Annotated in this window: 17 protein-coding genes; 10 read left to right on the forward strand and 7 right to left on the reverse strand. The window is 70.0% G+C overall.

The genetic code is table 11. From position 1 onward, the window contains the following. Positions 1–113 precede the first annotated feature (113 nt). From ACFWFI_RS31640 to ACFWFI_RS31660, 5 genes are all read right to left on the reverse strand, one after another. Positions 114–293 (reverse strand): hypothetical protein, encoded by a 180-nt coding sequence (locus tag ACFWFI_RS31640; RefSeq protein WP_387396828.1) that lies wholly within the window; start codon positions 291–293, stop codon positions 114–116. 80 nt (positions 294–373) lie between these two features. Next, positions 374–1,099 carry an HAD family hydrolase gene (locus tag ACFWFI_RS31645; protein ID WP_387396830.1) on the reverse strand — a complete coding sequence of 242 codons (726 nt, stop codon included), beginning with the start codon at positions 1,097–1,099 and terminating at the stop codon, positions 374–376. 30 nt (positions 1,100–1,129) lie between these two features. Beyond that, positions 1,130–1,816 (reverse strand): phosphatase PAP2 family protein, encoded by a 687-nt coding sequence (locus tag ACFWFI_RS31650; RefSeq protein WP_387396833.1) that lies wholly within the window; start codon positions 1,814–1,816, stop codon positions 1,130–1,132. Between the two features lie 34 nt (positions 1,817–1,850). After that, the gene (locus tag ACFWFI_RS31655; RefSeq protein ID WP_387396835.1) at positions 1,851–2,786 is read right to left on the reverse strand and encodes a M56 family metallopeptidase; all 936 of its coding nucleotides are present in this window, start codon (positions 2,784–2,786) and stop codon (positions 1,851–1,853) included. 87 nt (positions 2,787–2,873) lie between these two features. Continuing rightward, positions 2,874–3,479, reverse strand: coding sequence for a DUF5134 domain-containing protein (locus ACFWFI_RS31660; RefSeq protein WP_387396837.1), 606 nt, complete (start codon positions 3,477–3,479; stop codon positions 2,874–2,876). Between the two features lie 179 nt (positions 3,480–3,658). Here ACFWFI_RS31660 and ACFWFI_RS31665 point away from each other — a divergent pair, with 179 nt between their 5' ends. Beyond that, complete coding sequence (locus tag ACFWFI_RS31665; RefSeq protein WP_387396839.1) at positions 3,659–4,207, forward strand: GNAT family N-acetyltransferase; 549 nt, start codon at positions 3,659–3,661, stop codon at positions 4,205–4,207. Positions 4,208–4,247: 40 nt separating this feature from the next. Here ACFWFI_RS31665 and ACFWFI_RS31670 read toward each other — a convergent pair whose 3' ends face one another. Next, the gene (locus tag ACFWFI_RS31670) at positions 4,248–4,898 is read right to left on the reverse strand and encodes a glycerophosphodiester phosphodiesterase (RefSeq protein WP_387396861.1); all 651 of its coding nucleotides are present in this window, start codon (positions 4,896–4,898) and stop codon (positions 4,248–4,250) included. Positions 4,899–5,178: 280 nt separating this feature from the next. Here ACFWFI_RS31670 and ACFWFI_RS31675 point away from each other — a divergent pair, with 280 nt between their 5' ends. The 5 genes from ACFWFI_RS31675 (at position 5,179) to ACFWFI_RS31695 (ending at position 9,866) form a co-directional block, all read left to right on the forward strand. Further along, complete coding sequence (locus tag ACFWFI_RS31675) at positions 5,179–6,576, forward strand: DUF6421 family protein (RefSeq protein WP_387396841.1); 1,398 nt, start codon at positions 5,179–5,181, stop codon at positions 6,574–6,576. Between the two features lie 26 nt (positions 6,577–6,602). Then, entirely contained in the window at positions 6,603–7,367 is a 765-nt protein-coding gene (locus tag ACFWFI_RS31680) for an SDR family NAD(P)-dependent oxidoreductase (RefSeq protein WP_387396843.1), read from the forward strand. Next, positions 7,346–8,428 (forward strand): threonine aldolase family protein, encoded by a 1,083-nt coding sequence (locus tag ACFWFI_RS31685; RefSeq protein ID WP_387396845.1) that lies wholly within the window; start codon positions 7,346–7,348, stop codon positions 8,426–8,428. Before ACFWFI_RS31680 ends, ACFWFI_RS31685 begins: the two co-directional genes overlap by 22 nt. A gap of 68 nt (positions 8,429–8,496) precedes the next feature. Next, positions 8,497–9,096 (forward strand): transglutaminase-like domain-containing protein, encoded by a 600-nt coding sequence (locus ACFWFI_RS31690; RefSeq protein WP_387396847.1) that lies wholly within the window; start codon positions 8,497–8,499, stop codon positions 9,094–9,096. A 77-nt stretch (positions 9,097–9,173) separates the two neighbouring features. Beyond that, complete coding sequence (locus ACFWFI_RS31695; protein ID WP_387396849.1) at positions 9,174–9,866, forward strand: B3/B4 domain-containing protein; 693 nt, start codon at positions 9,174–9,176, stop codon at positions 9,864–9,866. 31 nt (positions 9,867–9,897) lie between these two features. On the opposite strand, the gene ACFWFI_RS31700 is transcribed toward ACFWFI_RS31695, so the two are convergent. Further along, complete coding sequence (locus ACFWFI_RS31700; protein WP_387396850.1) at positions 9,898–10,620, reverse strand: lysophospholipid acyltransferase family protein; 723 nt, start codon at positions 10,618–10,620, stop codon at positions 9,898–9,900. 219 nt (positions 10,621–10,839) lie between these two features. On the opposite strand from ACFWFI_RS31700, the gene ACFWFI_RS31705 reads away from it, so the two are divergent. From ACFWFI_RS31705 to ACFWFI_RS31720, 4 genes are all read left to right on the forward strand, one after another. Continuing rightward, positions 10,840–11,166: a TlpA family protein disulfide reductase gene (locus ACFWFI_RS31705; RefSeq protein WP_387396852.1), complete on the forward strand. Its 327-nt coding sequence runs from the start codon at positions 10,840–10,842 to the stop codon at positions 11,164–11,166. Positions 11,167–11,363: 197 nt separating this feature from the next. Then, positions 11,364–11,870, forward strand: a complete 507-nt coding sequence (locus ACFWFI_RS31710) for a flavin reductase family protein (RefSeq protein WP_387396855.1) — start codon at positions 11,364–11,366, stop codon at positions 11,868–11,870. 201 nt (positions 11,871–12,071) lie between these two features. After that, positions 12,072–12,857 carry an electron transfer flavoprotein subunit beta/FixA family protein gene (locus ACFWFI_RS31715; RefSeq protein ID WP_147962656.1) on the forward strand — a complete coding sequence of 262 codons (786 nt, stop codon included), beginning with the start codon at positions 12,072–12,074 and terminating at the stop codon, positions 12,855–12,857. Positions 12,858–12,914: 57 nt separating this feature from the next. Continuing rightward, positions 12,915–13,877 carry an electron transfer flavoprotein subunit alpha/FixB family protein gene (locus ACFWFI_RS31720; protein WP_387396858.1) on the forward strand — a complete coding sequence of 321 codons (963 nt, stop codon included), beginning with the start codon at positions 12,915–12,917 and terminating at the stop codon, positions 13,875–13,877. Positions 13,878–13,929 lie beyond the last annotated feature (52 nt).

Raw genomic sequence — 13,929 nt, forward strand, 5'->3', positions numbered from 1 at the left:
GGGCACGTTTATCTCATTGACCCGTGGGCGGCGCGGGGACATGCTGTACCCCTGATTCCGGCGATGCGGGGGATCGCCGGAATCGGCCGCGGGGCAGCCCGCTGCCCGCCCGCTCAGGCGGCCGGCCGCACGCTCGTGCCCGCGGCCGTGGCCCACTCCACCAGCAGGCGCTGGTACTCCGTCTCGTCGTCCGGGGACAGCAGTCCGCCCGAGCGCTGCCACAGGGTGCGGATCTCTTCGTTGACCACGGAGGCGGGGCGCACGGTGGCGGACGGGTTCGGATACGGGGACATGTCCACCAAGCTAAACCCCTACCGGGCCGTCGGACCCCGTCGGAGACAGGGATATCCCTCACACCTTCTCCAGGAATCCTTCACGGGCGGTGCGTGCCCGGCGCCTCCCCGGTGGGTGCGGGCAGCCCGAGAGCCCGGAGTCCGTCCGGCCGCTCCGCCACGGGCAGATGGTCCACGAAGCGCACCTCACAGCCCACGGCGGCCGCGCCCGCGTCCGAGTGCCGGTCGTCACCGACCATGACCACATCCACGGGATCGCACCCCAGCAGCGTGCACGCCGTGCGGAAAAGGCGCGGATCGGGCTTCTGGACTCCGTGTTCGTAGGACAGGACGTATGCGTCGATCAGCTCGTCCAGGCCGTGCGCACGGAAGACCGGTCGCAGGTCCCAGCCGATGTTGCTCACGACACCGACCGCGATGCCGTCGCGCCGCAGCGCGCGCAGCACCTCCGCCGCGTCGGCGTACGGCTGCCAGGCGGCAGGGCTCATGTGGCGGTCGTACAGCGCGTCGTACAGGCCCGGGTCCGGAAGGGCCACCTCGCGGGCCAGGCCGGTGAACGCCTCCCTGTGGAACTGCGCACTGCTGTCGCGCTCGGCCCACACGGCGGCCAGCGACGGCGGAATCCGCTCGGGGTGCGGGCCGCCGGGCAGCGCTCCTGCGCCGGTCAGCCGGCGTGTGTAGTGCTCGAAGTCGGCCTGCTCCACCGTCGTGCCCCGTGCGTCGAGGACGGCGCGCAGCCACGCGTCGACGGGCTCGATCCGGAAGAGGGTCCCGGAGAAGTCGAAAAGTACACCCTTGATCAGCATGAGCCGATCCTCGCCGCCTCAGGTGAGAACCTACAAGGGCGTCTCCTCGTCGCCGGCCGGACGCCGGGCGCGCCCGGTGTATGCGCTGTATGCGGCTACGGAGAGCGCGACCACCGTTCCTCCCAGCAGTACCCCGCCCACCACATCGCTCAGCCAGTGCACGCCCAGATAGACGCGCGTGAGGGCCACACCGGCCACCGAGATCACGGCAAGCACCAGCCAGCCCCACCACAGCGCCGGCTGCGCGCCGTGCAGGCGCAGCAGCCACATGAGGAGCCCGCAGGTCACCACCGCGGTCATGACGTGGCCCGAGGGGAAGGCCGCGTAGTGCGCAGAGTCCACCGGGTCGAGCCACCGCGGACGCTCCCGGCCCACGGCGGCCTTCAGTCCCTGTTGTACGAGCGTGGCGAACAGGCTCGTCGCGGCGACCCATCCCGCGAGCAGCCGTGATCCGCGCCACCACAGGGCGATCACGACGACGGCGGTCAGAACGCGCATCGTCCAGGGATCCCATACCCAGTCCGTCAGTACCCGGTTGACCTGGACCAGCCCCGGTTCGCTCACCGCGTCGCGATGCAGGGTCTCGGCCACCGTGGTGTCCAGTGACATCAGAGGCGACCAGCTCACCGCGACCAGCACGAGCAGGACGAGGGACAGCGAGGCGCAGACGAGGCCCGTGATCAGGAAGGGGGCCCGGGGGCGCGGAGGGGAGTGCATGGGCATGATCCTCGTCCACGAACCGCGCGTGAAGCTATCCCAGAGCGCTGAGTCCCGGCACGAATGCCACCAGCAACGGGACCACGGGCACCAGCGCCGCGGCGGCGGTCAACCGCAGCCGACGGCCCGCGGTGAGCCGCTCCACCGGCGTGAGCAGGCGGTTCACCCTGAGCGGCATATGGGCGCCGGAGGCAGGCGCCGGGCCGAACACACCGCGGTCCTCGTTGAGTTCGACCAGGGCGAGCGCGATCGTGAGGCGCCCGAAGCGCCGTGACGCCACGTCGTCCGCGGCCAGTTCGACCAGGTGGTGCATCTCGTCCCGGAAGGCGGCGAACACCGGAACCTGAGGGAATCCGGTCGCGAGCGCGTCCGAACAGTGCAGGAGCCAGTCGTGGCGGGCCTGCGCGTGTCCCTGCTCGTGTGCCAGCACGGCATCGAGCTGACGCCCCTTCAGCCGGCCGAGTGCCGCGGTGGTGACGACCAGTTGGGGAGCCGCCCCCGGCAGCCACCACGCATCGGGCCGTTCGCCCTCCAGCACCACGAGGCGTCCGCCACCGGATTCCTCACCCGGCATCAGCGGGGAGCGGACCAGCAGTTCGGTGCGCCGCCGCCTGCGGCGGGTCCGGGCCCGGTGGATCTCCCGTACGAGCATGGCTGCTGTCCACACTCCGCCGAGCGCCAGGAGGACCGCGATGACCGCCGACCACGGCCCGTACGCGCCCAGGGCGTAGGCCTCGACCACGCCGTGCGGGGCGGGCGCGAACACATGGCCGCGGACCGCCTGCCAGGCGGCAGCCGCACTCAAGGTCATGGAGAGCCCGAACGACAACAGGACACCCGCGACCACGCACTGCCAGACCCACAGGGCCACGACCGGCTCACGCTCCGGCCATCGTGCCCTCGCCATCAGGCCCGGGGCCAGGACGGCAGCCAGTGCACCGAGCAGCAGCAGCGCGAGGGAGACCAACATGGGCGTCAGCCTATGAGTGCCGGGGTATTCACGGGTATGGCCGCGCGCGCCAAGTGACGTACGACACGGGGCGCGGGGCCGCCTGTCTCACAGGGTGAGCAGCATGGCGAACATGGCTATCCCCATGGTCAGCCTGCACGCCAGGGCGAGCTCCGGCGGCGCATCCCAGGCCGGGCCCGTCATACCGCCCCGGCCGCCACCGGCCGCTATCCCGGCGGGTGCGGGAGCCGGGATCAGTCGTCCCGCCGAGCGCAGGACGTAGAGCGCGTAGTAGACCAGGAGCACTCCCGTCAGTGCGGGGATTCCCCCGGCGGATCCGGCCGTCCCCGCTCCGTGGCCCAGGTGGCCGCCGGTGCCGGTGTGGGCCGCCCCAGGCGCCATGGCCACGGCCATGTAGACCATGGCCAGCGAACCGACCAGATGGTGAAGATGATGGCCGCCGCCCCTGGCGTACACCACCGCGTGCAGCGACGCGGCGCCAAACACCACCGCGTACACCGCCCACATCCATTCCGGGAGCGCGAGCAGGGCCGCGGGCACCGCCATCGCGGCCATCCCGAACCCCATCAGCGCCTCGGCGCGCGCCGATCTGCGTTCCCGCTCCGTGCCGTTGCGGGTCCGCAGCAGGCAGTACGCCCCCGTGGCCCCGCACAGCACCATGAGCAGCCAGCCGGACAGCGCCGGTCCGTGCACGGTGCACCTCCCCCTACGGCGAATCACGCCGATGTCGTCCCATCGATGCCCCGTACCGGCTGCTCCTACCGGGGCGCATTGGGGTACTGGGGGAGCGCGCCCGGGCCTGCGGGGGGCGGTCAGGGGCGGGTTAGTCTCGGGAAGGCACAGTCGGCAGCACACCACCGGAGAAGAGCCACATGGACATCGCACCGGCCACGGCACGGGCAGAACTGACCTTCCGCGACGCGACCGAGGACGACGTGCCGGTCCTGGTGCGACTCGTCGAGTCCGCATACCGGGGCGACGCGAGCCGGGCCGGATGGACCACCGAGGCGGACATCCTCCAGGGGCAGCGCACCGACGCCGACGGGGTGCGCGAGGTGCTCGCGGTCGCCTCGGGCAGGGTCCTCGTCGCCGAGCGGGACGGTGAACCGGTCGCCTGCTGCCAGCTCGAACACCGGGGAAAGGCCGCGTACTTCGGCATGTTCGCGGTCAGGCCGGAGCTGCAGGGTGCCGGCCTCGGCAAGGTGATCATCGCCGAGGCGGAGCGCACGGCCCGCGAGGGCTGGGGCGTGGAGGAGATGCACATGACGGTGATCTCGGTCCGCGAGGAGCTGATCGCCTGGTACGAGCGCCGTGGCTACCGCCGTACGGGAGAGCTCACGCCCTTCCCGTACGGCGACGAGCGCTTCGGTCTCCCGCAGCGCGACGACCTCGCGTTCGAGCTGCTGGTCAAGGAGCTGTAGAACGCGGGACCGGTGGTTCTCACCGGGACCTGCGGGAGCCTCAGGCGGTGAAGCGGCCCGCGCGCCGGATCTCCGGATAGTCGGTCGTCGCGCCGTCCAGCCCCAGCGCGCGGACGAGACGCAGGTGGTCCTGGGTGTTGACCACCCAGCCGATCACCTTCAGACCCTCCGCGTGCGCCTGCTCGACCACTTCGAGGGTGAGGCGGCGGATGTTCAGGGCGAGCGTCGCCGCGCCCACCGCCTTCGCCCGCTCGACCACGTCGCCTTCCCAGCGGCTGGCGATGAGCACGGTCCGCACGCCCGGGACCAGCTGTGCGATCTCGGCGACCGCCTCGTCGTGGAACGAGGACACCTCGACGCGGCCGGCCAGGTCGCGGCGCAGCATCACCTCGGCGAGTGCCCGCGCGGCCGCCACGTCCTTGATCTCGGCCTGGACCGGCGAGCCGACCGCGTCGAGCACCTCTTCGAAGACGGGCACCCGCTCGCCCTGCCCGGCGTCGAGCTCGCGGAGCTCCGCCATCGTCTTCTCGGCGATCAGCCCCTGCCCGTCCGTCGTACGGTCCACGGCGGCGTCATGCATCACGGCGAGCGCGCCGTCCTTGCTCAGATGGAGATCCAGCTCGACGGCGTCCATGCCGGCCTGCTCCGCGTGCGCGAACGAGCGCAGCGTGTTCTCCGGCTCGACACCCATGACCCCGCGATGACCGATGGTGAGAAAAGTCAAGGCACTCCCGCTTCCGTCCGTCGTGTTCGCCCCGCGTGCGGCTCCTACCCCCAGGGAACCAGTTCTCGCGTGCAGGACGGCCTCTGCCCTGCCATTCCGGTGGAAGAAGGGGTCACGTCGAGGTGTGGCAGGAAAAATAACGGTGATGATGGGGGGTGGCAGGATAATCTTCTGGCCTTCACTTGTCTGAAAGAACCAAGCATGGATACGGTTGCTTGACGCGAGGTTCTCCCGTGAAGGAAGTGCTATGACGGAAATTCTTGAGCATGCCAACGCCACCGGCGCGATAGCTGCTGCCCAGCGGGTCGTGGAGCACCCGGCCTGGCCCGCGCTCAAGAGTGCCGTGGAAGAGCTGCGCCCCTGGCAGTCCGAGGACGGCTCCATCGACTTCACGGCCGACGGAGCGCCCTCCGCCGCAACGGCCGGTGCCGTCATCGAACGCGTGATCGCCGCGGTCGAGCAGCTCTCCCCGCTGCTCCCGCACGACGACGCCTACCACCGCGCGCTCGTCGCCGACCTGCGCCGTTGGGCCGCGGACGGCTTCGGCGTCCCGGACTTCCTCGACTCCCTGCTCGCCTTCCAGCCCGCCACGAACCGCACGGACGGCCTCCAGCACCTCGTCGTGTTCGCGATGTATACGCAGAACGGCAACCCGGACCGCAATCTCGAGGCCGTGGTGCTGCGGATGGTCTGGCCCGAGTGGCTCGCCGATCTCGAGGCCACGCGTTACGACAACCCGCTGTTCTGCGGGATCACCTTCGAGGACTTCACCTCGGGATACGACACCAACTCCGCGGTGCTCTTCCCCGAGACCATCGCCGTACGCGAGGCACCGGAGCGCTTCAGCTGGGGCGGCATCTTCTGCGACCGCGAGGCCGCCCGATTCCGCCGCGTGACCGAGGCGTCCGTCGATCTGCTGGGCGTCGAGCTGCCCGACGACATCCGCGAGATGATCGGCGACCAGAAACGCTGCGAGCAGGCCTTCGTGCTCTGGGACATGGTCCACGACCGCACCCACAGCCACGGCGACCTTCCGTTCGACCCCTTCATGATCAAGCAGCGCCAGCCGTTCTGGATGTACGGGCTCGAGGAGCTGCGCTGCGACCTCACCGCCTTCAAGGAGGCCGTGCAGCTGGAGGCCGACGGTTTCGGCCAGGGCCGTGACGTCCAGTTCGCCGTGCTCTTCGACCGGATGTTCCGCTTCCCGGTGACCGGCGAGCGCGTGCGCAACTACGACGGTCTCGGCGGCCAGCTGCTCTTCGCCTACCTCCACAAGCACGACGTGGTCCGCTGGACCGACAACACGCTCAAGATCGACTGGGCCCGCGCTCCGCAGGTCACCAACCAGCTCTGCGGAGAGATCGAGAAGCTCTACCGCGACGGCATCGACCGCCCGAAGCTCGTGCACTGGTTCGCGGCGTACGACCTGGTCGCGACGTATCTCGCACCCCACCCCGGATCCCGCTGGGCCAAGGGCCCGGACGCCCTGGACCTGAACCAACCGCCGCGCAAGCTCGTCGACGACGTGCTTCCGGACGAGTTTCCCCTGAGCATGTTCTATGAGGCGCTCTCGAAGAAGCTGAAGCATGTGATCGCCTCCACCAAGGGGATCACTGCGGCGGACGCCGGGCGGGCAGCTGCGTGAGCGCGGGTTCTGAGGAGGCGGTGGCGATGAACGGAACAGTCAGGGCCGACAGCGGCGTGCTCGAGGGCGCGGTGGTCGCGGTGGCCGGAGCGGCGGGGCCGGCGGGCCGCGCCACCCTGCTCCGGCTCGCCGAGGCGGGCGCGACCGTGGTCGCCTCCGACGCCAACCCCGAACGGCTGGTGGAGGCGGTCGACGCCGCGCGTTACGCACACGGCGGAGCTACCGTCACCGGCGACACGGTCGACCTTCTCGATCCCGGGGCCGCCAGGGAATGGGCTCTCAAGACGGAGAAGGAGTTCGGCCGCGTCGACGGCTTGGTCCACCTCGTCGGAGGCTGGCGGGGCGGCTCCGGCTTCGCGGACACCAGTCTTGCCGACTGGGATTTCCTCGAGAAGCTGCTGATCCGTACAGTCCAGTCCACCTCGCTCGCCTTCCATGAGGTCCTGCAGCGCAGTGACCGGGGCCGGTATCTGCTGATCAGCGCGGCCGGGGCCAGCAGCCCCACAGCCGGCAACGCGGCCTACGCCGCGTCCAAGGCGGCAGCCGAGGCATGGACGCTCGCCCTGGCCGACGCCTTCCGCAAGGCGGGGGGCGACGCGGGTCCTACGTCGGCTGCTGCGATCCTGGTCGTCAAGGCTCTGGTGCACGATGCGATGCGCGCCGAGCGCCCGAATGCGAAATTCGCGGGCTTCACGGACGTCACGGAGCTGGCCGAGGCCATCGCCGGGGTCTGGGACAAGCCCGCCGGAGAAGTGAACGGAAAACGTCTGTGGCTGACCCCGCAACCGTAAGGACCGATGCGCGACGTCATCACGATCCGCAGGTACGCGGTTTCGCGAGTGACAACTACGCGGGTGCGCACCCGGAGGTTCTCGCTGCCCTCGCCCTCGCCAACGGCGGCCATCAGGTCTCCTACGGCGAGGACGACTACACCGGGCACCTCCAGAGGATCATGCACAGCCACTTCGGCCCCACTGCCGAGGCCTTCCCGGTCTTCAACGGCACCGGAGCCAACGTCGTCGCCCTCCAGGCGCTGACCGACCGCTGGGGTGCCGTGATCTGCGCCGAGTCCGCCCACATCAACGTGGACGAGGGCGGCGCGCCGGAGCGGGTGGGCGGCCTGAAGCTGCTCACCGTCCCGACCCCGGACGGCAAGCTCACGCCGGAGCTCATCGACCGTGAGGCGTACGGCTGGGACGACGAGCACCGGGCGATGCCGCAGGTCGTCTCGATCACCCAGAACACCGAGCTCGGCACCGTCTACACGCCCGACGAGATCCGCGCCATCTGCGACCACGCCCATGAGCGGGGCATGAAGGTGCACCTCGACGGCGCCCGGATAGCCAACGCCGCCGCGTCACTGGACGTGCCCATGCGCACGTTCACCAACACGGTCGGCGTCGACGTCCTCTCCTTCGGCGGCACCAAGAACGGTGCGCTCTTCGGTGAGGCCGTCGTCGTCCTGAACCCCGACTCCGTCCGGGCCATGAAGCATCTGCGCAAGCTGTCGATGCAGCTCGCCTCCAAGATGCGCTTCGTCTCGGTCCAGCTCGAGGCGCTGCTCGCCCGGGACCTCTGGCTCCGCAACGCACGGCACGCCAACGCCATGGCCCAGCGGCTCGCCGACGGGGTCCGGACGGTGGACGGCGTGGAGATCCTCTACCCGGTCCAGGCCAACGCCGTCTTCGCGCGGCTGCCGCACGAGGTGACCGAACGGCTGCAGAAGCGGTTCCGGTTCTACTTCTGGGACGAGAAGGCCGGAGACGTCCGCTGGATGTGCGCCTTCGACACCCGCGAGGACGATGTGGACGCCTTCGTGCTGGCCCTCAAGGAGGAGATGGCACGGCAGTAGTGACATACCTATGCGGTCGGCCGGAAATGTAGTACATCCGGTCGGCTGCATCGCTATGCTCCAGGGGCATGGAGCTGATTCAGCGCGTCCCCGAACTTTCCGCATATCTGGCTGACGACGAGGTCGTCGACCATCGTCACCCGCTCGTGAGGGAGACCTCCGAGCGGCTCGGTGCCGAGACGGCCGGTGCATACACATACGCAGCCGCCGCCTATGCATTCGTGCGCGACACCATCCCTCACTCGGTGGATACGGGGGATCCGCGGGTCACCTGGCGCGCGTCCGACGTCCTCGCGGCCCGCACGGGCGTCTGCCACGCCAAGGCGCACGCCCTGACCGCCCTGCTGCGGGCCGCGGGCATCCATGCCGGCCTCTGCTACCAGCGGCTCACCGGAAGTGACGACATGGATCTGGTCGTCCATGGCCTGGTCGCGGTGCGGCTTCCCGGATCGGGCCGGTGGGTACGGCAGGATCCGCGCGGCAATACCGGCGGTATCGACGCCCGGTTCTCGGCGACGGAGGAGCGGCTGGCGTGGGTGCCTAGGCCGCAGTTCAATGAAATGGACTATCCGGTAGTCTATGACGTACCGGATTCGGCGGTACTCCATGCGCTCCGGAGCTCCGGGGACCGGGATGAACTGTCCCGGAACCTCCCCACCGGGCTCTGAATCCGAGTGCTCGCAGCCTCGGGAGCCCGGAACCCGCCGCCGCGCCGAGAGCAGACGGCCCCGAAGTAAGGCAGAGGATGACCCTGACAATCACGATCTCCGACGAGGTACGCAGCCTGGCCCCGGGGTTCACCCACCTCGCAGTCGAGGCGCGCGGCCTGGTCAACGGGCCCAGCGACGAAGTCAGTTCGGCCCTCCTGGACGACGCGGCCCGCAGGCTGGCCGAGCGGCTCGGCGGACGGGCCCCGCACGAGGACCCGCATGTCGCCGCCTGGCGCGAGATGTACACCGCCTTCGGCTCCAAGCCCTCCCGCACACGCAACTCCGCGGAGGCCCTCGCCAGGCGCGCGCTCACCGAGGCGGGGCTGCCGCGCATCAACCGCCTGGTCGACGCCTACAACGCGGTCAGCGTCGCCCACCTGATCCCGGTCGGCGGTGAGGACACCGACCGGATCAGGGGCGCGATGCGACTCGTGCGCGCGACCGGCCAGGAGCGCTTCCCCACCGTCGCGGGCGGCGAGGACGTCGTGGAGCACCCCGACACCGGCGAAGTCGTCTGGTGCGACGACGAGGCCGTCACCTGCCGGCGGTGGAACTGGCGTCAGGGCGCCCGCACTCGCCTCACCGAGGAATCGGTGAACGCCGTCTTCCTCCTGGAGAGTCTGGTCCCCATGACGTCCTCGGAGCTCGGGGCCGCGGCCACCGAACTCGTCGAGTCGCTCGAGAAGCTCAGTCCCGGGGTGCGGACCACGCTCCACGCACCGGCGTGACGTCTTACCCGCCCGAGCGCGGGTGCGGCGGTCAGCCGCGCTCGCGCACCTCGGCGGGCGTCGGAGCCGTACCCCCGAGATGCGCCGGCACCCACCAGGTGTCGGCCGCGTCCTTGGGCCGCACGGGATAAGCACGCTGCGCGGCTTCGAGGAGCTCCTGCACGCGCTCACGCAGACGGCGGGTGATCGCCCCCGCGTACTGGTCGGCAGGGGCCTCCATGGCCTCGCCCACGCGGATCGTGATCGGGGTGTGGCTGCGCCGGAAATTGCGCGGACGCCCCTTGGTCCACAGCCGCTGGGTACCCCACAGCGCCATCGGGATCAGCGGTACGCCGGCCTCCTGGGCCAGCCGCGCGGCGCCCGACTTGAAGCTCTTGAGGGTGAAGGACTGCGAGATGGTCGCCTCGGGGAACACTCCGACGATCTCTCCCGCGCGCAAGGACGCGAGCGCGTGCGCGTAGGCGTCCTCGCCCTGGTTGCGGTCGACGGGGATGTGCTTCATTCCGCGCATCAGGGGTCCGGACATCTTGTGCCGGAACACGGACTCCTTGGCCATGAAGCGGACGAGCCGCTTCTGGGGCAGGGCGCCGAGTCCGGTGAAGATGAAGTCCAGATAGCTGATGTGGTTGCTGACCAGAACCGCGCCACCGGTCTTCGGGATGTGCTCCGAACCCTGGGTGTCGATCTTCAGGTCGAGCGCCTTGAACAGCGTGCGAGCGGCGCTGATGACCGGCCGATAGACGAGTTCTGCCATCTGGATGAAGACCCTTCTTCAAAGCCTGGGGAGGGTTCTCCCGGCGGAAGTTACGCAGCCGTAGGTTTTCGGCATTGGGGCGATCGTGCCCCATGTGCGACGCCGTGGCCAGCCCCAAAGGGCCCGGCGCGAGAGATTCTCGTCACGTGAATCCTCCGGGAATGTAATGCGGTCGCAGGGTGCTGACCCTTTGCGCAGAACTCTGAGAGGGAGGCCGTGATGGGCGGACGGACGGGTGCCGGCACGCTGAGTGCGGCCCAACTCGGCGAGGAACTGGGGGATCGGGCCACTCTGGTGCAGTTCTCCAGTGCGTTCTGCCAGCCGTGCCGCGCCACCAGGCGCACCCTCGCGGAGGTGGCCGGGATGGTCGAGGGTGTCGCTCACGTCGAGATCGACGCCGAGGCGCATCTCACGCTCGTACGCAGCCTCGGCATCAGCCGGACCCCCACGGTCCTGGTGCTCGACGCGACGGGCCGCATCGTCCGAAGGGCGGCCGGCCAGCCGCGCACGGCGGATGTCGTCGCCGCGCTCGGACAGGCGATGTGACGGACCGTGACGCATCTCCCACATGACGGGACGCACTTGACTGTGCACGCCACGCATCGTCAGTCTGACGCTATGCCGCCAGAACTCCTTCTCTTCGGCCGGGTCCACGTCGACCTCGTGCGCCACGCGAGTGCGCGCTGTCCGGGTGTCTGAAGAACCCACGGACCCTGTACGCCTCCTCGCAGAAGGATTTTTCCATGACGGCCTCACCCGATCTCCGCACCGTCCGGACGGCTGCACCCGAACTTCTCCGCTCCGTCTTCCGGCAGCACGCCGCCGGCGTCGCCGTGATCACCGCGGCGGGCGCGAATCCGGTCGGTTTCACCGCGACCTCGCTCAACTCCGTCGCCGCCGAGCCGCCTCTCATCTCCTTCGGGGTGGGTACCTCGTCCTCCAGCTGGCCCGTGGTCGCGGAGGCGGAGCATGTGGGCGTGCACATACTCGGCGAGGACCAGCAGGAGCTCGCCGCGACCTTCGCCCGCAGCGGCGCCGACCGGTTCGGCCCGTCCACCGACTGGCGCAGTGGCCCCGAGGGGGTGCCGTTGCTCGGGGGAGTGGTGGCATGGCTGGTCTGCCGGGTCGTGGCCCGGATCCCGGCGGGGGACCACCGCATCGTCATCGCCGAGGTCGTGGCCGGGGACCCGTCGGAAGGCGGCCGGCCGCTGGTCTACCACCAAGGCCGTTTCACGGCTCTGCGAGACTGAGGGCGAGCAAGGCGGCAGCGGAACGGGATCCGTTGGGTACGTCACAGTTCCAAGCGCTTGCTTATGGGTAACGTAATGGGTGTACTGGCGAGTAATATCTGGCCGGGAGCCCGGTCGCCCCGACCGGAAACCGCCCGATAAGGCGCCTATGCTGCGTGCAACAAGGCAGCCCAGAAATGACGATGCAGTAGGAGAGCCGGCGTGAGCTTGAGGATCGTTGTCTGTGTGAAGTACGTGCCCGACGCCACCGGCGACCGGCACTTCGCCGATGACCTGACCCTGGACCGTGACGACGTCGACGGTCTGCTGTCGGAGCTCGACGAGTACGCGGTCGAGCAGGCGCTGCAGATCGCCGACGAGGCGGACGACGCGGAGATCACCGTGCTCACGGTGGGTCCCGAGGACGCCAAGGACGCGCTGCGCAAGGCGCTGTCGATGGGTGCCGACAAGGCCGTCCATGTCGAGGACGACGACCTGCACGGCACCGACGTCATCGGCACCTCCCTGGTCCTGGCCAAGGCCGTGGAGAAGACCGGTTACGACCTGGTCATCTGCGGCATGGCGTCCACGGACGGCACCATGGGCGTGCTCCCGGCGCTCCTCGCGGAGCGCCTCGGCGTCCCGCAGGTCACGCTGCTCTCCGAGGTCTCGGTCGAGGGCGGCACGGTCAAGGGCCGTCGCGACGGCGACTCCGCGAGCGAGCAGCTCGAGGCGTCCCTGCCGGCCGTGGTCTCCGTGACCGACCAGTCGGGCGAGGCCCGCTACCCGTCCTTCAAGGGGATCATGGCGGCGAAGAAGAAGCCGGTCGAGTCCCTGGACCTGGAGGACCTGGAGATCGAGGCGGACGAGGTCGGCCTGGGTGGCTCCTGGACCGCTGTCGACTCCGCGGCCGAGCGTCCCGCCCGCACGGCGGGCACGATCGTCAAGGACGAGGGCGAGGGCGGCAAGCAGCTGGCCGAGTTCCTTGCGGGCCAGAAGTTCATCTGAGCCCCGGCCGTTCCCTCCACCGCCCCGCCTACCTCGCACGCAGGAGATTGAAGTCCCATGGCTGAAGTTCTCGTCTATGTCGACCACGTGGACGGTGCCGTCCGCAAGCCCACCCTGGAGCTGCTGACGCTCGCCCGCCGCATCGGCGAGCCGGTCGCCGTCGCTCTCGGCAACGGGGCCGCCGACACCGCAGCCGCGCTCGCCGAGCACGGCGCGGTCAAGGTACTGACCGCCGACGCGCCGGAGTTCGCCGACTACCTCGTCGTACCGAAGGTGGACGCGCTCCAGGCCGCGTACGACGCGGTGTCCCCGGCCGCCGTGCTGCTGCCCTCCTCGGCCGAGGCCAAGGAGATCGCGGCCCGCCTCGCGCTCCGCATCGGTTCCGGCATCATCACCGACGCCGTCGACCTGGAGGCCGGTGACCAGGGTCCGGTCGCCACGCAGTCCGCGTTCGCCGCCTCGTACACCACCAAGTCCCGTGTCTCCAAGGGCACTCCGGTCATCACGGTCAAGCCGAACTCGGTCGCCGTCGAGGCCGCCCCCGCCGCGGGTGCCGTCGAGGCCCTCACGGTCTCCTTCTCCGCGACGGCCACCGGCACCAAGGTCCTCTCGCGCACCCCGCGCGAGTCGACCGGGCGTCCGGAGCTGACCGAGGCCGCGATCGTCGTCTCCGGCGGCCGTGGCGTCAACGGCGCGGAGAACTTCGCGATCATCGAGGCGCTCGCCGACTCGCTCGGTGCGGCCGTCGGTGCCTCGCGTGCCGCGGTGGACGCCGGCTGGTACCCGCACACCAACCAGGTCGGCCAGACCGGCAAGTCGGTCTCGCCGCAGCTGTACATCGCCTCGGGCATCTCGGGCGCGATCCAGCACCGGGCCGGCATGCAGACCTCGAAGACCATCGTCGCGGTCAACAAGGACGCCGAGGCCCCGATCTTCGACCTCGTCGACTACGGCGTCGTCGGCGACCTCTTCGACGTCGTCCCGCAGCTCACCGACGAGGTCAAGTCCCGCAAGGGCTGACCCGGCAGGAGCTCTGCCCGTACGAAGGCCCGGGGCCGCGTGGTGTTCACAC

Origin of the sequence: Streptomyces sp. NPDC060209, assembly GCF_042728155.1 — a bacterium.
Classification (GTDB): Bacteria; Actinomycetota; Actinomycetes; order Streptomycetales; family Streptomycetaceae; genus Streptomyces.